The sequence below is a fragment of the Acinetobacter sp. YH01024 genome (assembly GCF_013420195.1).
In the GTDB taxonomy this organism is placed as follows: domain Bacteria; phylum Pseudomonadota; class Gammaproteobacteria; order Pseudomonadales; family Moraxellaceae; genus Acinetobacter; species Acinetobacter amyesii.
In genome coordinates this window covers 1-22,663 of sequence record NZ_VOYQ01000050.1, presented here as the reverse complement: position 1 = coordinate 22,663, position 22,663 = coordinate 1, and the positions used below count along the sequence as shown (strand labels likewise).

Below are 22,663 nucleotides of genomic sequence, written 5' to 3'. Positions count from 1 at the left end.
TTCATATTAAGCTTTACGAGGGCGTTGTATCGTCTGACGAGACGTGTATCAAGATGGGAGATATTAAATTGAAGAGCATGCTCTTCAATTTAACCCAAAACTTGGGATTTGTGTAGATACCTATGCCTTTAAGGAGAGGGTTTGGGAGAGGTTATATATTCTGAAATATCAAATCGCGCAGAAGTAATTCCGCGCGATTTTTTCTTGCTGAAAATTTTATTGAGGCAAATCACTATAAAATAGATGCAGAATAAAAGTGTGAAATAAATCACAATACTGTGGAAATTTTATTGCTTTAGAAAGACTTTATAACAATGACATTTACCCAATTGGTTCGTGCAGAATCCTTTCCAACCCATATTTCTTGGCAATCGCGTGATACTTTTGCGCTGTGTATTCTTCCGCTGATCTTGCTCAACAGTTATGTCTTAGACCAATTTTTTGGTGTTTCAGCTCAGGTCGCTTTGGGTGATTCGATCTTTCGCGGTATTTTATTTATTGCCGTGTGTTGGCTCTATAAAACGATGCTATATACGCACTGGCAAAAGTATAAGCAGGCCTTTTGGCGCTCAAGTCTGTTGGTGGTTGTTGGTGCAGTCGTCTTACAAGTAGTGATTTCTTTTACACGCAGTCTGTTGCCCGTTGGTGAGAACATTGAAAAAGAATCGACCATTGATCCCAATACGATTGCGTTTTTTAGCATGCTGATCATCAGCCTTGGGCCATTATTTACCGCATTGCTCGAAGATATTATTTTCCGCTATACCTTGCTACAAAAGCTATTTATACAGCCTTGGCTGTGGCGATTGATATTGGTATTACTGAACTCAATTTTATTTGGCTTGATTCATTATCATAATTTCGATGGCGATTTGATTGCGACCATCAGTTTTATGGTTGCAGGTCTATTTCTCAACCTCATCTATTTGTGGACGCGTAACATTTGGCATGTCTTACTCATTCATTTCGTTAACAACGCGGTACTATCGTTAGGCGGCGTGATTTTATTGAAATTGCTTCAGCCCTATGTGGGCAGTTGAAGTCAAAAATAGGGGGGAAGATTGTGTCTAGTTTATTTATGGTGATGCTCGGCGGACGCCATCCAAGAGCAAATATCGAAGTGCATGATGTCATTCTTGCAGTGGGTAACGCATTAGAAGAGGTTTATCCACAACTGAGAACGGCATGGTTTGGTGAGCAAAAAGGCTTACATATTGATGCTTGGGCACAGGTACATACAGTCAGCACTGAAAATCGGCATTATCGTATCCAATTTTGTGATGCCGCGCCCCGAGCTGAAGATGAAAAATTATGGCTGATTAATCTCGGGGGATATGATGCCCGCGAATTTGGTGAATTACATCGTTATGTTTTGGTGACGGGACAAAATGCCAGCGTTGCAAAACAACGGGGCAAGGCTTTTTTTGAGTCACATTGGCAAAAACAACATACCGACCGAACCCTAGATGTTGATGATTGTATTGCGATTGATCATGTCTATGGGCGCTATATCGAATTGGTTGAAACGCCGCATAGCCAGCAAAATTCATGGAAAAATGATTACATCTTAATAAATGAATAATTGTGATGATTAAGAGCTGAAATGTCAGCTTTTATATTTTTTTGTGATATTCGCCTGAAATCAGATGGATTGTCTTTTCAGGCGTTAAATAATAGGCATAATAACATTCAGGATTTAGACCTTAAACCTCAATGGAATGGCGTATATGGATTTAATACGGCCGAATGGACAGCCGCATTATGGACGTTTTAGTGAACTTCCCAATCGCATCGATTTAAGTAAGTATGAATATAAGACACCGTATGGAAAACGACTTCAAGGTTGGCGTAAGCGTTTAAAATATAAAAAATTTAAATTTTGTTGTATTCAGCATGATCATTATACGATTGGTCTAGCGATTGCCGATATCGCGTGGGCGGGGCACGGTTTTGTCTATGTGTATGACCATATTACGAATGAAGTGTTGGAATGGAATTCGATTAATTTCCTGTCACGTAATACCGTTTTAGATGAACAACCTTTATTTAATCAAAGTCATTTTATTAAGTCTGGGATTCAACTAGACATTCAGCATGCCAATGGTGTGCGATACATTCAAATGTCAAAACATGGCGAACTCAAACTGAGCGCTCGAGTGTTTTGTGCGGGGACTGATCCGCTGAGTATGTGTAGCCCTACAGGAATTAATGGTTGGACCTATACTCAAAAATTGACGACGTTGGGCTGTGAAGGTTTTTTTATCAATAAGCAAGGCAAGACCATTCAATTTCATGACCGAACATTGGTGTCTTTAGATGATACCTGTGGTTTTCTTCGTCCTGAAACCGCATGGTTTTGGTTATCGTGTAACTTTTGGGACAGTCAAAATCGACGCGTTGGGATCAATCTTGCCTCTGGGGTAAATGAAAGCTTTGGTAATGAAAATTGTCTGTGGGTCAATGGACATCTGTATGCCATATCTGATGTGTTGTTTCAACAGCAAGGCGATAATCAATGGAATATTAGCTCATTAGACAACAGCTTAAATTTGATCGTCACCACAGGTTGGCGACGCTATGAAAACCTGAATTTAAGATTGGTCGGTAGTCAGTTCAGTCAATGGCAGGCAAAAATTAGCGGTACAATTCAACGTGATGGCGAAGAAATTGTATTCTTAAATGAATATGGTTTACTTGAGCAGCACTATGCCAAATGGTAAGTCTAAGTCTATAAAAAAAGCCGCAATCGATGCGGCTTTTTTTATTCAATTTTTATTTTGCCGCTTGCCAAAACACTTCAGCTGCTTGTATCGGATCATTGGTTTCTTCATAAGTTTTTAACCAAAGATCATAATTTTGCACAATGGGATGCTGACTCGGATGGAAGTCTTTTTTAAACCAATCTCGATATGGCTTGCTCATACGGGTGAGGGTGCCATTTTTACCAAAGAACCACGGTAAGCCTTTCATATTTAATTTTAAACGTTCAGTGAAGCTGAACCCGTCATGTTTCAGCATCACATTAGCACGGTATAAGGTAAAGCCAAGCATCAATCCACTGGTCCAGACCAAAGTAAATTTCTTTAGATTTTCATCGACCTTAGCCACATCTTTCATCACATCAAAAGCCACATCGCGATGTTCCATTTCTTCTATCGCATGCCAAATAAATAATGCACGGACATAAGGATGCGCAGATTCTAAGACGGACTTTTGGCTACAAAAGGTTTCAGCCATCAATGCAGTCAAATGCTCGGCAGAAGCCGTCATGGCAATGTTGTATTCAGGTGAGCGTTTGCTCAGTTCAAATTTAAAAATTTTATTTAGACGTTTAATGAACGCATCGACAGGCATGCCTTGTTGTTTCATCAACATATTCATTTTGTCATGCGCCATACCGTGCTGCGCTTCTTGACGAATAAAGTCAGCGACACGTTGTTGTAAATCAGGGTCTTGAATTTGACTGCGGAACAGACGTACAGATTCAATAAAATAGCGCTCGCCATCAGGAAAGGTCAGGCTCAAGGCATCAAACATACGTGTTAAAAAGGGGTCTCCGCCAAACCAATAGCGCGGGATTTCTTCTAACTTAAAATTTAGCTTTGTGCGAACAATGGGTTCGACTTGATATTTGACGATAGCATTCATGATATTTTTTCTGTGCGAGTCGTGTTGATTGCAGTATGTCGGAGAAATTGCACTTTGTTTTGACAGATATTGCCAATTTTTATACATTTTACGCCATGATGAAAATATAAAATGTCAGAATTGGCAGGTCAGAAAGAGGGGCGAGATGGCTGAAATTCAGATCCCAAATGGTTACTTCCAACTATGGAATATGGTCTTAATTGAGCGTGAATTAAACTATACACAGCTTGAATGGATTGCGCCGTATGCTGCGCAAATTCAGCATGTGCTGTCTTTGCCGATCGACTCTCAATCGCCGAATTCTTTTTTTAACAGCATCATGCAACTGACTCAGCAGCATCTGGATTGCCCGCAATTGGTTTTTGAAATGGCCAAGTATATTCGTGCGGAGCATTTTGGGGTGTTAGGCTATATGGCGACACTGAGTAATAGCGTAGCAGATGCTTTGCAATATGTGATGCGATTTAGTCGTTTGGTGATTGATGGGGCGCAAATTGTGCCAATGAATATGAGCCATCAAGATCATCAAATTATTCTGTCTTGGCCACAGCATGATGATGAATATGCTTTGGTGAATGAGTTGACCATGGCCTGTATGGCACATTTGGCCAAGCAAATTTTTCCAGATTCTTTAAAGTTACTCCGCATTCATTTTGCACATGTGCCGCGGATGGCACGTTATCACTATGAAAAGTTTTATGGTTGCCAAATGGAATTTTCGACCCTTAAATATTCATTTGTGATTCATGCCGATAGTTTGGATTTAAAGTCAGAACTTGCAGATCCATCGCTGATGCAATTGTTATTACGTCAAGCCGAAGAGGCGATAGCTGCTCGTTCGCAACATTCAGATCCAATTCAACAGATGCAACAATGCATAGCAGATTATCTCAAATTACAGCAGCAAGCCCCTAAAATAGAATGGTTAGCAGAGGAGTTACATCTGTCAGTCAGAACCCTGCAACGACAGTTAAAGGAGAAAGACACCTCATTTAAGCGGCTTTTGGAGCTGGAACGGATGAAACGCTGTGAATATCTACTTTCACAACAAACCCATTTGACGGATATCGCTTTACAGCTAGGTTATTCAGATCAGTCGGCTTTGGCACGTGCTTTTAAGGCATATAGCGGAGAGACATTATTAGCGCGAAAAAAGGCTTTGAAATTAGAATAAAACGTACAGATTGCTCGTCAAGAAAAGCCTTTCAAACAACATTAAAAAAAGCGGTCAAACGACCGCTTTTTTAGCCAACGTTATGCCGCGGCTTTTAATTTTGGATAACGCAGTAAAATGGCAAGGATGGCAAAGATCGCTAAGACCCAACAGTAATACACACTACCAATCAGTTCCACAGGCGAAAGTTTTGCGATCGAACAAGCCAGTAACAGCTGTGCGCCATAAGGAATGAGACCTTGGGCTACGCAAGAGAAAATATCCAAGAGCGCAGCAGCACGTTTAGGGTCTACACCATATTCTTTGGCGACTTCACGTGCCATGTCACCAGATAAAATAATTGCGACAGTGTTGTTTGCCACAAATAGGTTGGAGAAAATCACCAAGAAACTGATACCAATCTCACCTGCGCGTTCAGCACCAACTTTAAAGCAGCGTGTCATGCTGTAAATACGTTGAATCAGCCATTCTAAACCGCCTTCTTTTTGCATAATGGCAGAAATACCACCCAAGAAAATAGAAAGCAGGGCAACTTCAAACATGCCGGTAAAGCCGTCATAAATAGAATTATTTAAGCTTAAGAAGTTAAATTCAGGTTGAATCACCAAACCAATCAAGCCAGATAACAAGACACCAATGGTCAGTACAGCAAGCACGTGCAAACGTGAAAAGGCCAAAATAAATACCGCTAAATACGGCAGGATTAGCCACGCATTATAAGCTTTATGTTCAATCGCTTGTGAGCCTTGACTCATGAATAAATAAATACAAATGCTGACGATCGATGCAGGAACAGCAATCCAAACATTGACCTTAAATTTATCGCGAAGTTGAACTTTTTGACTGTTCGTTGCAGCAATGGTGGTATCTGAAATCATCGACAGATTATCACCAAACATGGCACCGCCGACCACAGCACCAATGGCATACACCACTTCAATTTCGGTGACTTGAGTAAAACCAAAGGCAATTGGCGCACAAGCTGCAATGGTGCCCATGGAGGTTCCCATCGCTGTGGCAATAAAGGCCGCAATAATAAACAGCATGGGCAGCACGAACTCAGGCGCAATCACCGATAGTCCTAACTGCACTGTTGCATCAACACTACCGATGGCACTGCTGACACTGGCAAAAGCACCAGCGAGCATAAAGACCATAAACATTAAGATCAAATTCGGGTGGCTGGCACCTTTCATAAAGGTATCAATCGCGTCATTAATCTTGCCGCGATAGAGCAAAATTGCCAATACAATCGCAGGAAGAGCTGCGACTGGCGCTTTCACTTGATAGAACGCAAACTCAGTTCCAATGATGGAATGGTAAATACCACTGCCCAAAAAAATGGTCAGAAAAACAATAAGCGGGAGCAGTGCAAATGCCCGAGCAGGCACCTTCACTTGTGAATCGGAGGACATAGGAGATAAAAAAATAAAAGTATGCGGCTAGTATAAAGCAGGTTTTGCAATTTAAGGAAAATTAAAATGTAAATGCTAAGCCTGTTATTTTTAACATTTTTTTGATGATAAAATTAAGTTAGTCTAAAACCTTATAATTTTGCCAGATCCTAAAATTAGGCATCTTTGATCATTGTGAAAAAAACTGAAATATCGGTAAATGATGCTTTCGGGTTGTTCTGGAAAATTATGTTTGCATGAGAAATGCCGACTGAGGATTGTATACCCTGTTCAATGGGTAAAAAATAGCGTTACAATGCGATGTCTTGTATTTCGACAAAACCCACATCATAGTTTTGATTCATTCAAGGAAAGTATAACCCTATGTCACGTTTAGCCACTCGATTTGGAACGCTTAAATCTCAACAGCGTAAGGCCTTGGTTTCTTATGTTATGGCTGGTGACCCTCATCCACAAGTAACGGTACCTTTGTTACATCAAATGGTTGAGGCAGGTGTAGATGTGATCGAACTGGGTCTTCCATTTTCAGACCCAATGGCGGATGGTCCTGTTATTGCACTTGCCGCTGAGCGTGCGCTTGCTGCAGGAACCAATACTCTAGATGCCTTGAACATGGTGAAAGAGTTCCGTAAAAACGATACAGAAACACCCGTGGTACTGATGGGCTATTTAAACCCCGTTGAAGTAATCGGCTATGAAAAGTTTGTTGCCTATGCACATGAATGCGGTGTAGATGGCGTGCTCTTGGTGGACCTTCCACCAGAAGAAGCAAAAGATCTAGATGCAGTATTGAAAAAATACGACATGGATCAAATCTTCTTGCTTGCGCCAACATCCACTGATGAACGTATTCAGCATGTGGTGAAACAAGCCAGTGGATTTATCTACTATGTTTCTTTGAAAGGTGTGACAGGTGCAGCGACTTTAGACGTTGCTGAAGCTGCGGCACGTATTCAAAAAATCAAATCGTATACTCAGGTACCTGTCGGCGTTGGCTTTGGTATCAGTGATGCAGCATCGGCGAAAGCCATGGGTGTTGCTGCAGATGCGGTGATTGTAGGTAGTGCTTTTGTTAAACAATTTGCAAACTTAGCGCCAGAACAAGCTGTAATCGAAACAGTGAATAAAGTGAAGGAGCTTCGAGCTGCGCTCGATGAGTTAGTATGAGTCAAGACGCAAAAACAGGCAAAATTCTGAGCGCATCTACGCCATGGACAGAGCGTGCGGTACCAGGTATTCATGTACCTGATGAACAGCAAGCATTAAAGGCGACATTTACTGAGCCGACGATTGAATGTCCTGAGTGTCATGCACTTGTGACTCGTACTGCGATGTCATTTAATGCCTACGTTTGTCCGCAGTGTGATGAACACTTGCGAATGAAAGCGCGTGATCGTTTGAACTGGTTCTTTGACCAAGTACAAAAAGAATTGGGTCAAGAATTTAAAGCCAAAGATCCACTGAAATTTGTTGATAGCAAAGCGTATCCAGACCGTATGTCTGAAGCGCAGAAGAAAACCGGTGAAACAGAAGCTTTAGTGGTGATGCAAGGAACGCTGAAAGGCATTCCAATGATTGCGACTGCTTTCGAATTTGATTTCATGGGCGGTTCAATGGGCACTGTGGTTGGTGACCGTTTTGTTCAAGCGGCTGAACTTGCGATTAAAGCAAAACAACCGCTTATTTGCTTCGCTGCCTCTGGCGGTGCACGTATGCAAGAAGGCATGTTGTCACTCATGCAAATGGCGCGTACTTCTGCTGCCATCCAAAAAATGAAAGATGCAGGCTTGCCTTATCTAGTGGTATTGACACATCCAGTCTATGGTGGTGTGACTGCATCATTGGCAATGCTCGGTGATGTGCATTTGGCTGAGCCGAAAGCCATGATTGGTTTTGCTGGTAAGCGTGTAATTGAGCAAACTGTACGTGAAAAATTGGAAGAACCGTTCCAACGTGCGGAATACTTGCTTGATCATGGTGTAGTCGATCAAATTGTTCACCGTCATGCATTACGTGATACAGTTTATCGTATTGTAGCGAAATTGATGAACTTGCCTTGAACACAGCACCACTTGCAACTGATTCTTTAAACACATGGCTCGATTATTGGAGCCATGTTCATGTTACGGGTATTGATTTAGGTCTGGAACGGGTGATTCCTGTTGCGGAACGACTCGGTATAACCCAGCCTGATGCGAAAGTGCTGACGGTCGCGGGAACAAACGGTAAAGGTTCAACCACGACCACTTTGGCTGCAATTTTAAATGCGCAAGGTTATAATGTGGGTTTATACCAATCACCGCATATCTATCGATTCAATGAACGTGTAAAGCTTCAAGGTGTTGAAGTGGCCGACCAAACCCTGATTGATGCTTTTGTGGCCGTTGATCAGGCGCGTCGTGAATGTGAATTAAGTTTATCTTTTTTTGAAGCGACCACTTTGGCCGCTTTTGTTATTTTTAAACAGCAACATTGCGATGTATGGGTCCTCGAAGTGGGCCTTGGCGGTCGACTTGATGTGGTCAATGTCGTCGATCCAGATGTTGCAGTGATTACCAATATTGGTTTAGACCATACCGATTGGTTGGGCGATACCATTGAAAAAATTGCTTTTGAGAAAGCAGGAATTATTCGTCCGAATATTCCTGTGATTTTTGGTGGGCAGCAAGTTTTGCCTGAAGCCATTCGTCAAAAAGCAGAAGATTGCCAAGCCGCTTTACATGTACTCAATCGTGATTATTTTTATCAGTACAGTGATGATGGACAATCTTGGATGTTTGCCTCATCAGGTTCAACCTTAAAACTCCCCGTGGGTTCTTTGGCACTCGAAAATATCTCTACGGCTGTAGCAGCAATATTGGCCAGTGGTTTGGTGGTCTCTCAGCAGTCGATCGCTCAGGGGATTATCAATGCCAAGTTACAAGGTCGTTTTGAAGTTAGAGAAATTGCAGGTAAAACGGTGATTTTCGATGCGGGACATAACCCGCATGGTGTTGAATTTTTGTTAAAGCAATTGCGAAATTTCCTTCAGTACAATAAACAATACACAGAAGTGATCAGCGTTTTCTCCATGCTGACTGATAAAGACATAAATTCTGTCGTTAACTTATTGAAAGATACGGTAAGAATGTGGAAAATTGCACAATTAAATGTGCCACGTGCGGCATCTATCACACAATTGGATAGCGCACTGCAGCATCAAGTCGTAGAACATTATGACAATGTGCAATTAGCTTTTAAGTCCGCGCTGGAAGAAACAAAGAATAATCAGCTGATTCTGGTATGTGGTTCATTTCATACCTTAGAAGCGGTATGGGAGTATCTGGAAGAATGTCAATGAATAACAAACAACGCTGGATGGGTGGTGTTGTTTTATTAGGTGGTGGTGTACTGCTGGCCGCACTTTTACTTAAAGGCAAAGAAGAAATACATCAAAATCAAAGCCAAATCCCTGAAATGGCTCAAGTTGAGCAACAAGGTCAGGGTGCGGGTAAAATGTCATCATTGACAGTTGATGTTGAAACTGAAAAGCGCTTGCTCGAAGAACAACGACGTACCCGTGAAAAATCGGTTGCGGAGCAAGAAGCACGTGCAGCAGAATTTTTAGCGATGCAACAACAAGCAGAAGCTGATGCAGCACGTAAAGCAGCAGAAGAATATGCAGCTTTAAACGCACATCGTTCAGCTCAACAAAGTTCGGATAATATTCCGCCCGAATTGGTTGAAGATGAAAAAGCCAAGCAAAAGCATTTAGCTGAGGATAAGTTGGCGGCTCAAAAAAAGTTAGAGACTCAGTCGGCGCAGCAAAAGGCTGATCAGGCACGTATCGCAGCAGATAAACAAAAAGCCGAAGCAAAACGTAAAGCGGATGCTCAAAAAGAAGCTGAACGTAAAGCACATGCTGAAGCTGAGAAAAAAGCAGCAGATAAGAAAGCAGCCGAAGCGAAGCAACAAGCTGAAGAAAAGCGTAAAGCCGAAGAAAAACACAAGGCAGAAGAAAAGCGTAAAGCCGAAGAAAAACACAAGGCAGAAGAAAAGCGTAAAGCCGAAGCCAAGAAAAAAGCTGAAGCTGAAAAAGCACGTGATCTGTTGGAAAATGGCGATAAGCAATGGATGGTACAAGTTGCACTGGCTGCCAATGAAGCCAATGCAGATGCCGTCGCTGCAAAATTACGTGCAAAAGGCTATAAAGTGACGAAGAGTCCTACATCTAAAGGCATTCGTATTATGGTTGGCCCTTCGAAGGACCGTGATGCTGCGGACGCAACACGTAAAAAGATCAATTCAGATGCAAGTTTGAATATGAAATCGGCTTGGGTGATTGATTGGGTACCTCTCGATAAACGCTAAGTTTATTTGAGGAATGACCTTTAATAAGATGGATTCAGTAGTTGTTGCTGAATCCATTTTATATTTTCAGGGCTGAATAAACGGTCAATATTTTTCCAAATAGGGTGGAAGCCATAGCCACCTTGTTTCATTTTACGCTTTGCTTCCTCAATGGACCAATGCTGAAAAATAATACGGTACATTGCCACACTCGCGCCTGTACGGTCTGAGCCGTGGTAGCAATGGATTAACACTTTTTGCTGCTGTTGTTCAGCCACTTTTATAGTTTTCATCACCGCCAGTAAATCTTCACGATCGATTTGCCACGTGTGTATCGGAATATGTACAAATTTAATCTTTTGCGTATCAATGACATTGTTTAAGCGTTCTGGGTCATGATGCCGTGAACGTAAATTTATGATCACATCGATGTGCTGTTCTCGTAGAACAGGGGCGAGATCTGCATTAGGTTGTTCACTGCGAAATACAGTTGGGCTGATTTGATAAAAATTATGCTGTTGATGAACGACTTTTCCCCAATGCTTAGGACGTTCATTTAACGGTAATGGATTTGATGTCATGCAACCCGTGAAGCTGAAGCTAACACTAAGGAGGATCATTGGCAGGATTTTAGCGGTCATTGCTTGTGTTCTGATAGCGAGCGAGTTCGAATGGGTCATGTGCGCAGATGAGATCGATGTCCGGATGCTGTGCTAACTGCTGAATCTTATGAAGTGTGTGCAGTCGCTGTGTATTGTCGGTGGCAAATAAACGCTCAACCTGATTTAAGGCCCGCGAATGAAAATTTGGATTTAATTGATGCTGTGAGTAATAAGCATCGCCACAATATAACAACCAGCGCTGGTTATTTTTAATCGCAATACCGGCATGACCAGCGGTATGTCCCAAAAGTGGAAGCATTAAAATGTCATCTTGAAAAATAGACAGACCGGCAGTGTGTTCTAAGTTAAACCATGCTTGCGTCCCGATGTTTTCGATAAAGTTCCAATAACGATGCTGTTGGAACTGCTGTGGTCGATAGCGCAGTCGTGATTTTAAGCTATGAAGATTTTGAGTGGCATTATATTCACTGGCTAAGACATGCACGGTCGCCTGCGGAAAATCTGAGATCCCGCCAGCATGATCAAAATCTAAGTGTGACAACAAAATGTGTTGAACATCTTGAGCCTTAAAACCTAATTTTTGAATTTGATGAATCGCACTTAGTTGCGGATTAAATTTAATCTGCGCTGTGCGTGAAATAAACCGACCTAAACGATTTTGTGGATGTAAATAATCTTGTAAGCCCAGTCCTGTATCGACTAAGACGAGCCCTTTATCAGTTTCAATGAGCAGGCAATGACAAACCAAATGTGCGCGAAAGCCTTTCTGTCCAAATAAAGGGGCACACGTTGGACAAAAACTACCACAATGTAAATGATGAATTTGATGAATCACGGTTTGTTATTTTCAAGTTTTTCTTAGTTATAACGGATTTGAGAGGTTTAACCAATCTAATCCCTGAGAGGAATTTGTAATCAAAAAAAAGCTCATCCGAAGATGAGCAGGTTGGAGAATGCCAGAACGGGCTCGTCATTCGTTCTGAGGGGAAAACTATATTAACTATGGTTATGATCCTTAGTTTACTTAGGTGCTGCACTTAAAAATAGTTAAATTTGTACCTTCGCTTTGGTCACTCACAGCAGAGCTTCTTATCTTGCGCTCGGACAGCGTAATACTCCGTTTTATCCTCACTTAGGTTGAGGTGTTAAACGAAGGTAAGGCGTAACTGCGTTATACCCTTGAGGAAAGCGTTGTTTGATTTCCTCTTCATCTTTTAATGACGGCACAATCACCACATCTTCACCTTGTTGCCAGTTGGCCGGTGTTGCAACTTTATGGTTGTCTGTCAGTTGCAAAGAGTCAATGACACGTAAAATTTCATGGAAGTTACGCCCTGTAGATGCAGGATAAGTAATGATTAAACGGACTTTTTTATTTGGATCGATGATCACCAAAGAGCGAACAGTTAATGTTTCGCTGGCATTGGGGTGAATGAAATCATAAAGGGTGGACACTTTACGGTCTTTGTCTGCAATGATCGGGAAGTTCACCGTGGTATTTTGAGTATTATTAATGTCATTAATCCAACCATGATGCGACTCAACATCGTCAACAGACAGGGCAATGGCCTTGACACCACGTTTGCTAAATTCATCTTTTAGTTTTGCGGTAAATCCAAGTTCTGTGGTGCAGACTGGGGTGTAATCGGCAGGATGCGAAAATAAAATGCCCCAACTGTCACCTAAAAAGTCATAAAAATGAATGCTGCCTTCGCTTGAGTCTTGAGTAAAGTCTGGTGCAGTATCACCTAAACGAATCGTCATGGAATATCCCCGTATTTATTGAATTTGTTTAACTTGAAAATAAATATGAAGGATTTTTTTTATGATTAAAAATAGTGTTTTTTCATTTCTTTATGAATATATTTCATATAAAACAGTTTTATTGGGGGATAAATGCGAAATATCTCACGACAGAGTCACTATGTTGTCTGCAGAAAATTTGTTACATTAGCTTGCCTTAAGTCTCCGGGGCTAGAACCCGAGCGCAGAATATTTAAGGGGATTTTTGTGCAAAACCCTTGTACTTCGAATTTCTAGCACCATAATAACGACTAAGAAAATATATTCATTTGACAAGCAAGATTTAGAGAGTCTATTCATGTTGGCAAGTCTGATCGGAGGAATCTTCGGTACCAAAAATGAGCGCGAACTCAAACGCATGCGTAAAATCGTAGAGAAGATTAATGCGCTCGAGCCGACGATATCTGTTCTAAGCGATGCAGACTTATCTGCAAAAACTGAAGAATTCAAAGAACGTTATAAAAAAGGCGACAGCCTTGATAAATTATTACCTGAAGCGTTTGCTGTTTGTCGTGAAGCTGCGAAGCGTGTCATGGGCATGCGTCATTATGACGTACAGCTGATTGGTGGTATTACCTTGCATGAAGGTAAGATCGCAGAGATGCGTACCGGTGAAGGTAAAACCCTCATGGGAACGCTTGCTTGTTACCTCAATGCGATTAGTGGTGAAGGTGTTCACGTGATTACGGTGAACGACTATCTCGCACAGCGTGATGCTGAATTAAACCGTCCATTATTCGAATTTTTAGGTTTAAGCATTGGGATTATTTACTCAATGCAAGACCCAACTGAAAAAGCTCAAGCGTATCGAGCTGACATTACTTACGGTACCAACAACGAATTCGGTTTCGATTACTTGCGTGACAACATGGTTTTTTCTGCTGCTGAGAAAAAACAGCGAAGCTTAACCTATGCCATCATCGATGAGGTCGATTCGATCCTGATTGATGAGGCACGTACACCTTTGATCATTTCTGGTCAATCAGAAGACTCATCACAGTTGTATGCTGCCATTAACAGCATTCCACCAAAACTTCATGCACAAAAAGAAGAGAAGGTACCAGATGGTGGTCACTTCTGGATTGACGAAAAACAGCGCTCTGTAGAAATGACCGAAGTCGGTTATGAAACTGTTGAAGCTGAATTGATTCAAATGGGCTTGCTTGCTGAAGGTGAAAGTCTATATTCATCTGCTAATTTAAACTTGGTGCACCATGTTTCTGCGGCCATTCGTGCGCATTACCTATACCAACGCAACGTGCATTACATCATCCACGAAGGTGAAGTGATCATTGTCGATGAAAACACTGGTCGTACCATGCCGGGTCGCCGTTGGTCAGAAGGTTTGCATCAAGCAGTGGAAGCAAAAGAAGGTTTGGAAATTCAACCTGAAAACCAAACACTAGCAACGACTACATTCCAGAACTATTTCCGTCTATACAAAAAATTATCAGGGATGACGGGTACTGCAGATACTGAAGCTGCAGAGATGAAAGAAATTTATGGCTTGGATGTTGTACTGATTCCAACCCATCGCCCGATGATTCGTAATGACCAAAACGATTTAATCTATTTAAACCGTGAAGGTAAATACAACGCCATCATTCAAGAAATTCAACGTGTTCATGAAGCGGGTGTTGCACCGATCCTGATTGGTACAGCAACCATTGAAGCCTCTGAAATTTTATCAGATAAGCTGAAAGAAGCTGGTATTCAACATGAAGTACTCAATGCGAAACAACATGAGCGTGAAGCGGATATTATTGCGCAAGCGGGTTCACCTCGTGCAGTGACGATTGCTACCAACATGGCCGGTCGTGGTACTGATATTCTGTTAGGTGGTAACTGGAAAGCGTTGCTGGCGAAGATTGAAGAGCCGACTGAAGCAGATGAGGCACGTTTGAAAGCAGAGTGGGAACAAAATCATGAAATGGTGCTGAACTCTGGTGGTTTACACATCATTGGTTCAGAACGTCATGAATCTCGTCGTATCGATAACCAGTTACGTGGTCGTGCGGGCCGTCAAGGTGACCCAGGTGTGTCACGTTTCTACTTGTCGCTTGAAGATGACTTGATGCGTATCTTCGCAGGTGATCGCGTAGTTGCAATGATGCGTGCCATGGGTCTGAAAGAAGATGAAGCCATTGAGCATAAAATGGTGTCACGCTCGATTGAAAATGCACAACGTAAAGTTGAAGCACGTAACTTCGATATTCGTAAAAATCTATTGAAATACGATGACGTAAACAACGAACAACGTAAGATTATTTACTCTCAGCGTGATGAAATTCTTGTTGAACCGTCTTTACAAGATTACATCGAAACGATGATTCAGGATGTGACTAAAGGCATGATCGAAGTATATATTCCACCTGAGTCTATTCACGATCAGTGGGATATAGAAGGTCTTGAAAAGGCACTACGTGAAGATCTATCGATTGAATTGCCAATTTCGCAGTGGCTAGAGCAAGATCGTCGTTTGGATGAAGAAGCTTTGGTTGAACGTATTACTGATGAAGTTCTTCAGCACTACCGTTCACGTCGTACGCAAATGGGTGACGAAACGGCTGCAATGCTCGAACGTCACTTTATGTTGAATTCATTGGACCGCCATTGGAAAGAGCATTTGGCAGCAATGGATTACTTACGTCAAGGGATTCATTTACGTGGTTATGCGCAGAAAAATCCTGAGCAAGAATACAAAAAAGAAGCCTTTAATTTATTTGTAAACATGCTTGCTGTGATTAAGTCAGATGTCGTGACAGATTTATCTCGTATTCATGTGCCTACAGCCGAAGAACTTGCAGAAATGGAAGCTCAAAAACAGGCTCAAGCTGAATCAATGAATCTTCAATTGTCACACAATGACTTTGATAATTTGTTGGCTGAAGCCAACGGTAATGATGTTATCGATGCGCAATATACACCTGCAGAGCAAGTGATTGTTCCGCCAGAAAGTCGTAACTCACCGTGCCCATGTGGTTCAGGTCTAAAATATAAACAATGTCACGGTAAAATCTAAACAGCATTGTTTAATTTCAAATAAATCAGAGCCTTCGCGCTCTGATTTTTTATTTACACTACTGATCTGACCTGAATAGTATTTGCAGTTCAGTAGATTAAATGTTATTTAGTTTCTATCAATAACCGTAAGACGGAAAAGACAATGAAAAAAGTACTAAAACCGTTCATGATTGCTGCTTTGGCTTTGCCAACTTTTGCCTTTGCAAACGCTCCTCAGACGACTTCTTTAGAGAAAGTTCAACAAGCAGTTGGTCCAACAACAACTCAAGTACAGGTTGGTACTGACGGTCAAGTGACTGTAGCAAGCCCGCGTACGGGTATTCGTTATACCTTTGCCAATCCAAATCGTCCGATCGTATTGCAAACTGCGAAAATTGCAGCAGCCAATGCGGCGAATGCTGACCGTATTGTGGCTGAAAACCCAGCACTTTCAGCTGCGAGTCAACAAAAAGCGAAACAAGTGCTTCTTGATGAAGCAACTCAGCTTGCGCGTAACTAATTTACGACGAACAGCGATAAAGACCAGTCGAAAGGCTGGTTTTTTTATGTGCAAAAGAAATCCACAATAAAATTACAGCAAAACCGTGCTTCTGCTCGATTTTTTATAGATTTTGCACTAAGCTGTATTTTTTATAACTCATATAGTTGGACGTTGAAAAATGGCAGTTGGTGACGTATCTATGCCACAGATGCATGTGGTGAAAGGTGTAAAAATCGGTTCGGCTGAAGCATATGTGCGCTATCAGAACCGACGTGACCTTGTCATTTTTGAATTTGCTGAAGGTTCTAATGTTGCAGGCGTTTTTACTCAAAATGCATTTTGTGCAGCACCGGTCCATATTTCGAAAGCGCACTTATTGGCAGGTAATCCACGTTATTTAGTGATTAACACCGGAAATGCCAATGCCGGTACTGGCAAAATCGGCATGGCAAATGCTGAAGCGACGTGTGCGAAACTGGCGGAACTGGCAGGTGTTCAAAATACAGAAGTCCTTCCTTTTTCAACGGGTGTAATTGGCGAGCAATTACCTATTGATCGTTTGGTTCAAGGCTTGCAACCCGCATTAGATAGTTTACAAGAAGATGCTTGGTTGGATGCGGCAACAGGCATTATGACCACAGATACCACACCTAAAGGTGCATCTGAGCAGTTTGAGCTAGATGGGGTTCTGTATACCATGACTGGTATTTCTAAAGGTGCAGGCATGATTCGTCCAAATATGGCGACCATGTTGAGTTATGTAGCAACGGATGCACCCATTAGTCGTGAGTTAGTGCAACAGCTTTTGAAAACCACAGTTAACCTGTCGTTTAACCGTATTACAGTGGATGGTGATACCTCAACGAATGACTCATGTATTTTGATTGCAACGGGTCAAGCTGGTGGCGTAGAAATTACTTCAGAAACAGATTCACGTTATGCTGCTGTTTTAGACGTGTTAACACGTGTGATGAAACGACTTGCACAGCTTATTGTCCGTGATGGTGAAGGTGCGACGAAGTTTATTACTGTGGCGGTAGAAGGCGGCGCAGATACTCAAGAATGTTGTGATATTGCTTATAGCATTGCACATTCACCGTTGGTTAAAACTGCAATCTTCGCATCAGATCCAAACTGGGGCCGTATTTTGGCAGCTATTGGTTATGCAGGTGTGCCAAACTTAGATGTTGAAAAAATTCAGGTCTGGTTAGGTGATGTTCAAATCTGTAAAGACGGTGGCGCAGCAGCAGATTATACCGAAGCAGCAGGGGCTGCGGAGATGGAAAAATCTGAAATCACGATCCGTGTAGATTTAGGGCGTGGCAGTGCTCAAGATACTGTGTATACCTGTGATCTGTCGTATGACTATGTCAAGATTAATGCAGATTATCGTTCATAAGATATTTGATGTTTTTGAAAAGCCTCCGTTGTGAGGCTTTTTTATAAGTGGAACTTTTTAATGACCGGTAAAAAATAGCCAAGTGCCATATTTATGGGTCAGTTGTGAAGCACCTGTGTAGTAGCAGGCATTAAGGGTAGAGAAGACGTTGTGATGAATAATGCAAACAACTTAATTGCAAATGAAGCAAAATCAATTGTACAAGCGCATTTGGATCGTTTGGGCGATGTTAAAGAGCATCACTTAACGGAAGCTGCAAAGCTTGAAAAGTTTGAATTAATTAAAGCGGAACTCAAAAAACGTAACGCTGTCCTTGTTGCACACTATTACTGTGATCCTGAAGTGCAGGAACTAGCAGAACTGACAGGTGGGTGCGTTTCGGATTCACTTGAAATGGCACGTTTTGGTCGGGATCATGAAGCAACGACGTTGGTGGTTGCAGGGGTGAAATTCATGGGGGAGACCTCGAAGATTTTATCTCCTGAAAAAACCGTACTGATGCCTACTCTAGAGGCAACATGCTCACTTGATTTGGGCTGTCCGGTCGATGAATTTACTAAATTTTGCGATGCACATCCGGATCATACAGTTGTAGTATATGCCAATACCTCGGCAGCAGTGAAAGCGCGTGCAGATTGGGTGGTCACCTCGAGCTGTGCAGTTGAAATTGTTGAGCATTTAGATAGTTTAGGTGAAAAAATTATTTGGGCACCCGATCAGCATCTCGGTCGTTATATTCAAAAGAAAACCGGTGCAGACATGTTGCTATGGGATGGGGCATGTATTGTTCATGAAGAATTCCGTGCGCGTGGTATTGCCAATATGAAAGCGTTGTATCCTGATGCAGCAGTTTTGGTGCATCCAGAGTCACCAGAATCTGTGGTGGATATTGCAGATGCCGTCGGTAGCACCTCGCAACTGATCAAAGCTGCACAAACCTTGCCACACGAACGTTTAATCGTGGCAACAGATCGTGGTATTTTTTATAAAATGCAGCAAGCTGTACCAAATAAAATTCTCATCGAAGCACCGACGGCAGGTGAGGGAGCGACTTGTCGTTCATGTGCGCATTGCCCTTGGATGGCGATGAATGAATTGGATGGCATTCTGGAAGTTTTACAAAAAGGCGATCAGGAAATTTTTGTAGATCCGGCATTGGCTGAGCGTGCTAAATTGCCTTTAGATCGGATGTTGAATTTCAGTGCCAGTTTAAAACGTTAATTTTTGCTTGAAAAATGATTAAAGTGCTTGATAAATAATCGCTTGAAATGATTTTTTATGTTTTTTTGAAGATAGGTGTTGACGTTAATCAACGTCACGCCTAGAATGCACACCGTACCGCACGATATGCGATACAGCGAAAGCTGAGATGAAACGGAGCATAGCACAGCCTGGTAGTGCACCTGGTTTGGGACCAGGGGGTCGTAGGTTCGAATCCTACTGCTCCGACCAATTTCTCAAGGCAAAAATCGCGTGATAGTCTATGTCATCGGTAATGCGCCTGTAGCTCAGTTGGATAGAGCATCCGCCTTCTAAGCGGATGGTCACAGGTTCGAATCCTGTCAGGCGCGCCATTATAATGGTGTTCTGATACTAGAATCTGAAACTTGTTGTGATGGTGGATGTAGCTCAGTTGGTAGAGCCCCGGATTGTGATTCCGGTTGTCGTGGGTTCGAATCCCATCATTCACCCCAATTCGGAGCATAGCACAGCCTGGTAGTGCACCTGGTTTGGGACCAGGGGGTCGTAGGTTCGAATCCTACTGCTCCGACCATTTTCTCAAAGAAAACGGTCGATAAAAGATACCGCATACAGCGGTTTTTTTATGCCTGTAATTTAAAATGCGTTATATTGGTTATTCACAAGCAAGAACATGATGGTGGATGTAGCTCAGTTGGTAGAGCCCCGGATTGTGATTCCGGTTGTCGTGGGTTCGAATCCCATCATTCACCCCAACTTTTAAAGTTGAAAGCGGAGCATAGCACAGCCTGGTAGTGCACCTGGTTTGGGACCAGGGGGTCGTAGGTTCGAATCCTACTGCTCCGACCATTTATCTCAAAAGCAATACTATGAAAAAGATGCCGCATTTAGCGGTTTTTTTATGCCTGAAATTTATAAAAAATAAAAAAGCCACCTGAAGGTGGCTTTTCCAAATTCCGCTATTTAGGGGATGATGGTGACATTTACACGACGGTTGATGGCACGATTTGTTTCGGTGTCATTGGAAACCATCGGCTGTTCAGCACCACGGCCAATAATTTGAATATTTGAACTGTTATAACCTTGCTTTAAAAAGACGTTTGCGACGCTTTGCGCACGTTTTTCTGACAGTTGTTGGTTGTAATTGGCTTGTCCAACATTATCCGTATGACCAATAAACTTAATTTTGTTTAGGTCATATTTAATCAGTTGAGTGGCGAGGGTATTTAGTTTGCCTTCTTGGTGAGGTTGTATTTGATAATCATCAAAACCAAATAAAAGTCGTTCTGGTAGGGCAAGTGTCCAACCATCATTGGTCAAGACAAAACCTTCTTTTTTAAGCATACGTGCTTGTTTATAGCTTAAGTTACCTAAACTCATGCAGGCTGTCATAGTGGCCGTGAATGCAAGTATAAATAAAACTTTAAATGCGTTCTTTAACATAGCAAATCCTATGAGTTGGGGCGGTGTAGTGCAATGCACCAATGATTATTCGAAAGTTTAGCATCATACATGGCGCGTTCCGCATCTGCGATCAAATCTTCTGGCGATTTTGCATTTTGGATCAGTGCCACACCAATATTAGCTTGTAATGCAATATTATGTTGCTCATAAACAAATGTGGAACCATAGCATTCATGTATTTTGTGACAATAGACTTCGAGTTCTGTCAGGAAATTTAAGCGATTGATAATAATTGCAAATTCATCACCACCGAGTCGCGCAACGAAAGCATCATCTGGCAGTGCTTGTTTTAAACAATGTGATGAGGCACGCAGTACTGCATCCCCAGCTAAGTGTCCATATTGGTCATTCACATGTTTAAAGTTTTCAATATCTACAAAGAACACAGCAGCATTCGCTTGTAAGTCAAAAAGTTCAAATAGCTTTTCATAAAAATAATTACGATTTGGCAATTGGGTTAATGCATCATGACGTGCTAGATGAATTAGCTTGTCATTTTCTGAAATTAAGTTTTTATTTGACTGTTCGATTTCACTGAGTAAACCATTAAAGGCGGTACTGAGTGCGTGTAATTCTTGAATATCAGAGTTTGAAACCCGCATTTTATAATCTTTCTTAATACTAATGGTTTGGGCTGATTCAACAATCGAGCGAACGGATTGCATTAAGTATTGATAAACAGAATTCACCGACCAAAACACAGTAGCCAATAAAAGTATAAAACCTAAAAATAAACCCAATAAAATTTTATGGAAGAAACTAACTAAATCTGAAGAGTTTCCATATACGATCAGTTCACCATAACTTTTCTGATCATGATGGATATCTAAACGAATCGGTTGGCTAAAAAAGAAATAATCTAAAATCGCTTGGCTGGAAAATGTTGAAATTTCTTGTTGCTCAGCATGAGCCAGCGACGCATTTTGATGGTTTGTAATTTCTATCGATCGAATGGGATACAGTTGAGTGTATTCGTTTAAAATTTGATGCATCGTTGTTTGGTCATTAAACACCACAGCAGGTTGAACGCGTTCGTTTATTGCGTTCGATAAAATCGTTAAGCTGTTTTTTGCATAGGTATGCATGGTATAGGTGGAAATAACCAAAAATATCGCAGAACAAATTGTAAAAGTTAAAGCAAAGATGGTGAGCTGCGAACGCGTAAATAATTGGTGCAATGTAATTGGATTATAGAGTTGTTTCATTCAGCTGACTCCGATGACTTCGCCAGTAATAAAACGCGTGGATCAATATGTATTTGTGACTGCGTTAAGCTTTCCATATTAATTTTAAACGAATAACTCTGATTTTTTTTATACAAACAAAATGCACTGCCAGACTCACACTCACTATTGTTACTACTTAGAGAGAGGGCGGGGAAATTAACATGGTTGTTTAAAATACTTTGTTCTTCTTTTGCTGATAGATTGGAAAAAAATAAAACTTGGCAATGACTGGATTTGATGTCATTCACATTGATGGCTGTAATTTTATAACTGCTGTGGGTTGGCGCAAGTTTTTTAAAATCATTGACTAAACTTGAATTATTAATCACGCAAAATTTGGGTGAAGTGGTTTCCCACTTGGCATAACTCAAAATAGAGAAAGTGGTTGTGAAAATATTTGCTGTGGGAGCTGCATATAATAAGGGTGAAATGGAGCACGCCATTATTAAATAGGCAGTTTTTTTAAAAACAACCATACGAAATCAAAAAATGTCTTAAATTAAATGGAATGAAAATTGGGTTTATATACGTTTTATTATATGAAATAGGGCGTATATAGCCCAATAATAATACAAAAGAATGTTTATGTGTTTAAAAAAACGACATGCGTAAAATAAATCATAAAAAAGGTGTTGCAACGGATGTGAAATGCTGTAGAATGCACATCCATCGGCGGTGATGAAGATTAAAACTTCTGATAAAACAATGACTTGGTTGAATTGATTAAGTTGGGTTTTATTTGATAAGTTTAAAATAATTTGAATTACCGGTTGACTCTTTAGAAATAAAGAGTAATATAGCCGACCTAGCTTGCTGGTGACGAACCAACAAGAAGATCATTAAGAGATTATGAAGAACAACTTGTGTGGATTTTTAC

Annotated in this window: 20 protein-coding genes and 6 tRNA genes; 18 read left to right on the top strand and 8 right to left on the bottom strand. The window is 41.4% G+C overall.

The genetic code is table 11. From position 1 onward, the window contains the following. Nucleotides 1–314: 314 nt before the first annotated feature. From FTT88_RS15070 to FTT88_RS15060, 3 genes are all read left to right on the top strand, one after another. Nucleotides 315–1,040, top strand: a complete 726-nt coding sequence (locus FTT88_RS15070; protein WP_180005418.1) for a CPBP family intramembrane glutamic endopeptidase — start codon at nucleotides 315–317, stop codon at nucleotides 1,038–1,040. 23 nt (nucleotides 1,041–1,063) lie between these two features. Beyond that, nucleotides 1,064–1,582 carry a DUF1543 domain-containing protein gene (locus FTT88_RS15065; RefSeq protein ID WP_078194137.1) on the top strand — a complete coding sequence of 173 codons (519 nt, stop codon included), beginning with the start codon at nucleotides 1,064–1,066 and terminating at the stop codon, nucleotides 1,580–1,582. Nucleotides 1,583–1,727: 145 nt separating this feature from the next. Beyond that, nucleotides 1,728–2,720, top strand: a complete 993-nt coding sequence (locus tag FTT88_RS15060) for a DUF2804 domain-containing protein (RefSeq protein ID WP_180005417.1) — start codon at nucleotides 1,728–1,730, stop codon at nucleotides 2,718–2,720. Nucleotides 2,721–2,772: 52 nt separating this feature from the next. On the opposite strand, the gene FTT88_RS15055 is transcribed toward FTT88_RS15060, so the two are convergent. Then, nucleotides 2,773–3,648: a metal-dependent hydrolase gene (locus FTT88_RS15055; protein WP_078191325.1), complete on the bottom strand. Its 876-nt coding sequence runs from the start codon at nucleotides 3,646–3,648 to the stop codon at nucleotides 2,773–2,775. A gap of 145 nt (nucleotides 3,649–3,793) precedes the next feature. Here FTT88_RS15055 and FTT88_RS15050 point away from each other — a divergent pair, with 145 nt between their 5' ends. Beyond that, a complete protein-coding gene (locus FTT88_RS15050; protein WP_180009064.1) occupies nucleotides 3,794–4,822 on the top strand; it encodes an AraC family transcriptional regulator in 1,029 nt (342 codons plus the stop codon). A gap of 80 nt (nucleotides 4,823–4,902) precedes the next feature. Here FTT88_RS15050 and FTT88_RS15045 read toward each other — a convergent pair whose 3' ends face one another. Next, a complete protein-coding gene (locus FTT88_RS15045; protein WP_180005415.1) occupies nucleotides 4,903–6,237 on the bottom strand; it encodes a Na+/H+ antiporter NhaC family protein in 1,335 nt (444 codons plus the stop codon). A gap of 363 nt (nucleotides 6,238–6,600) precedes the next feature. Between FTT88_RS15045 and trpA the strand changes: the two genes are divergently transcribed. From trpA to FTT88_RS15025, 4 genes are read left to right on the top strand one after another with little or no spacing between them, the layout of a single operon-like run. Then, a complete protein-coding gene (trpA, locus tag FTT88_RS15040) occupies nucleotides 6,601–7,404 on the top strand; it encodes a tryptophan synthase subunit alpha (RefSeq protein WP_078191221.1) in 804 nt (267 codons plus the stop codon). Then, a complete protein-coding gene (accD, locus tag FTT88_RS15035) occupies nucleotides 7,401–8,297 on the top strand; it encodes an acetyl-CoA carboxylase, carboxyltransferase subunit beta (protein WP_180005414.1) in 897 nt (298 codons plus the stop codon). The genes trpA and accD overlap by 4 nt, the downstream gene beginning before the upstream one ends. Continuing rightward, entirely contained in the window at nucleotides 8,294–9,577 is a 1,284-nt protein-coding gene (gene folC, locus FTT88_RS15030; protein ID WP_180005413.1) for a bifunctional tetrahydrofolate synthase/dihydrofolate synthase, read from the top strand. The genes accD and folC overlap by 4 nt, the downstream gene beginning before the upstream one ends. Next, nucleotides 9,568–10,587 (top strand): SPOR domain-containing protein, encoded by a 1,020-nt coding sequence (locus tag FTT88_RS15025; protein WP_373683084.1) that lies wholly within the window; start codon nucleotides 9,568–9,570, stop codon nucleotides 10,585–10,587. Before folC ends, FTT88_RS15025 begins: the two co-directional genes overlap by 10 nt. Before the next feature lie 20 nt (nucleotides 10,588–10,607). On the opposite strand, the gene FTT88_RS15020 is transcribed toward FTT88_RS15025, so the two are convergent. The 3 genes from FTT88_RS15020 to FTT88_RS15010 all read right to left on the bottom strand — a co-directional run bounded on the left by FTT88_RS15020 (nucleotide 10,608) and on the right by FTT88_RS15010 (nucleotide 12,953). Continuing rightward, complete coding sequence (locus tag FTT88_RS15020) at nucleotides 10,608–11,147, bottom strand: dual specificity protein phosphatase family protein (RefSeq protein WP_373683083.1); 540 nt, start codon at nucleotides 11,145–11,147, stop codon at nucleotides 10,608–10,610. Nucleotides 11,148–11,196: 49 nt separating this feature from the next. After that, nucleotides 11,197–12,024, bottom strand: a complete 828-nt coding sequence (locus FTT88_RS15015) for an MBL fold metallo-hydrolase (RefSeq protein WP_180005410.1) — start codon at nucleotides 12,022–12,024, stop codon at nucleotides 11,197–11,199. Nucleotides 12,025–12,317: 293 nt separating this feature from the next. Beyond that, entirely contained in the window at nucleotides 12,318–12,953 is a 636-nt protein-coding gene (locus FTT88_RS15010; RefSeq protein WP_078194127.1) for a peroxiredoxin, read from the bottom strand. A gap of 337 nt (nucleotides 12,954–13,290) precedes the next feature. Here FTT88_RS15010 and secA point away from each other — a divergent pair, with 337 nt between their 5' ends. The 10 genes from secA to FTT88_RS14960 all read left to right on the top strand — a co-directional run bounded on the left by secA (nucleotide 13,291) and on the right by FTT88_RS14960 (nucleotide 19,945). Beyond that, nucleotides 13,291–16,014 (top strand): preprotein translocase subunit SecA, encoded by a 2,724-nt coding sequence (gene secA / locus FTT88_RS15005; RefSeq protein ID WP_180005409.1) that lies wholly within the window; start codon nucleotides 13,291–13,293, stop codon nucleotides 16,012–16,014. A gap of 144 nt (nucleotides 16,015–16,158) precedes the next feature. Then, nucleotides 16,159–16,515 (top strand): hypothetical protein, encoded by a 357-nt coding sequence (locus FTT88_RS15000; RefSeq protein ID WP_078194125.1) that lies wholly within the window; start codon nucleotides 16,159–16,161, stop codon nucleotides 16,513–16,515. Between the two features lie 160 nt (nucleotides 16,516–16,675). Beyond that, nucleotides 16,676–17,896 carry a bifunctional glutamate N-acetyltransferase/amino-acid acetyltransferase ArgJ gene (gene argJ / locus FTT88_RS14995; protein ID WP_180005408.1) on the top strand — a complete coding sequence of 407 codons (1,221 nt, stop codon included), beginning with the start codon at nucleotides 16,676–16,678 and terminating at the stop codon, nucleotides 17,894–17,896. 153 nt (nucleotides 17,897–18,049) lie between these two features. Beyond that, nucleotides 18,050–19,117: a quinolinate synthase NadA gene (gene nadA, locus FTT88_RS14990; protein WP_078191211.1), complete on the top strand. Its 1,068-nt coding sequence runs from the start codon at nucleotides 18,050–18,052 to the stop codon at nucleotides 19,115–19,117. 154 nt (nucleotides 19,118–19,271) lie between these two features. Next, nucleotides 19,272–19,348, top strand: a tRNA-Pro gene (locus FTT88_RS14985). Between the two features lie 45 nt (nucleotides 19,349–19,393). Then, nucleotides 19,394–19,470: transfer RNA gene (locus tag FTT88_RS14980), tRNA-Arg, on the top strand. A gap of 44 nt (nucleotides 19,471–19,514) precedes the next feature. Then, nucleotides 19,515–19,590: transfer RNA gene (locus FTT88_RS14975), tRNA-His, on the top strand. A 3-nt stretch (nucleotides 19,591–19,593) separates the two neighbouring features. After that, nucleotides 19,594–19,670: transfer RNA gene (locus tag FTT88_RS14970), tRNA-Pro, on the top strand. 105 nt (nucleotides 19,671–19,775) lie between these two features. Continuing rightward, a tRNA-His gene (locus FTT88_RS14965) sits at nucleotides 19,776–19,851 on the top strand. Between the two features lie 17 nt (nucleotides 19,852–19,868). After that, a tRNA-Pro gene (locus FTT88_RS14960) sits at nucleotides 19,869–19,945 on the top strand. A 114-nt stretch (nucleotides 19,946–20,059) separates the two neighbouring features. Here the strand turns inward: FTT88_RS14960 and FTT88_RS14955 are convergent. The 3 genes from FTT88_RS14955 to FTT88_RS14945 are packed head-to-tail and all read right to left on the bottom strand — an operon-like array spanning nucleotide 20,060 to nucleotide 22,262. Beyond that, the gene (locus tag FTT88_RS14955) at nucleotides 20,060–20,539 is read right to left on the bottom strand and encodes an OmpA family protein (RefSeq protein ID WP_180005407.1); all 480 of its coding nucleotides are present in this window, start codon (nucleotides 20,537–20,539) and stop codon (nucleotides 20,060–20,062) included. A gap of 8 nt (nucleotides 20,540–20,547) precedes the next feature. After that, on the bottom strand, nucleotides 20,548–21,765 hold the full coding sequence (locus FTT88_RS14950) for a diguanylate cyclase domain-containing protein (protein WP_180005406.1): 1,218 nt from the start codon (nucleotides 21,763–21,765) through the stop codon (nucleotides 20,548–20,550). Next, on the bottom strand, nucleotides 21,762–22,262 hold the full coding sequence (locus tag FTT88_RS14945; RefSeq protein WP_180005405.1) for a YfiR family protein: 501 nt from the start codon (nucleotides 22,260–22,262) through the stop codon (nucleotides 21,762–21,764). The genes FTT88_RS14950 and FTT88_RS14945 overlap by 4 nt, the downstream gene beginning before the upstream one ends. Between the last annotated feature and the right edge of the window lie 401 nt (nucleotides 22,263–22,663).

Excerpts from the sequence above, each read along its gene's own strand:
- FTT88_RS15070 (WP_180005418.1), top strand. The coding sequence starts at position 315 with ATGACATTTACCCAATTGGTTCGTGCAGAATCCTTTCCAACCCATATT.
- FTT88_RS15060 (WP_180005417.1), top strand. The coding sequence starts at position 1,728 with ATGGATTTAATACGGCCGAATGGACAGCCGCATTATGGACGTTTTAGT.
- FTT88_RS15055 (WP_078191325.1), bottom strand. The coding sequence starts at position 3,648 with ATGAATGCTATCGTCAAATATCAAGTCGAACCCATTGTTCGCACAAAG.
- FTT88_RS15050 (WP_180009064.1), top strand. The coding sequence starts at position 3,794 with ATGGCTGAAATTCAGATCCCAAATGGTTACTTCCAACTATGGAATATG.
- FTT88_RS15045 (WP_180005415.1), bottom strand. The coding sequence starts at position 6,237 with ATGTCCTCCGATTCACAAGTGAAGGTGCCTGCTCGGGCATTTGCACTG.
- trpA (WP_078191221.1), top strand. The coding sequence starts at position 6,601 with ATGTCACGTTTAGCCACTCGATTTGGAACGCTTAAATCTCAACAGCGT.
- accD (WP_180005414.1), top strand. The coding sequence starts at position 7,401 with ATGAGTCAAGACGCAAAAACAGGCAAAATTCTGAGCGCATCTACGCCA.
- FTT88_RS15025 (WP_373683084.1), top strand. The coding sequence starts at position 9,568 with ATGTCAATGAATAACAAACAACGCTGGATGGGTGGTGTTGTTTTATTA.
- FTT88_RS15020 (WP_373683083.1), bottom strand. The coding sequence starts at position 11,147 with ATGACATCAAATCCATTACCGTTAAATGAACGTCCTAAGCATTGGGGA.
- FTT88_RS15010 (WP_078194127.1), bottom strand. The coding sequence starts at position 12,953 with ATGACGATTCGTTTAGGTGATACTGCACCAGACTTTACTCAAGACTCA.
- secA (WP_180005409.1), top strand. The coding sequence starts at position 13,291 with ATGTTGGCAAGTCTGATCGGAGGAATCTTCGGTACCAAAAATGAGCGC.
- FTT88_RS15000 (WP_078194125.1), top strand. The coding sequence starts at position 16,159 with ATGAAAAAAGTACTAAAACCGTTCATGATTGCTGCTTTGGCTTTGCCA.
- argJ (WP_180005408.1), top strand. The coding sequence starts at position 16,676 with ATGGCAGTTGGTGACGTATCTATGCCACAGATGCATGTGGTGAAAGGT.
- nadA (WP_078191211.1), top strand. The coding sequence starts at position 18,050 with ATGAATAATGCAAACAACTTAATTGCAAATGAAGCAAAATCAATTGTA.
- FTT88_RS14955 (WP_180005407.1), bottom strand. The coding sequence starts at position 20,539 with ATGTTAAAGAACGCATTTAAAGTTTTATTTATACTTGCATTCACGGCC.
- FTT88_RS14950 (WP_180005406.1), bottom strand. The coding sequence starts at position 21,765 with ATGAAACAACTCTATAATCCAATTACATTGCACCAATTATTTACGCGT.
- FTT88_RS14945 (WP_180005405.1), bottom strand. The coding sequence starts at position 22,262 with ATGGTTGTTTTTAAAAAAACTGCCTATTTAATAATGGCGTGCTCCATT.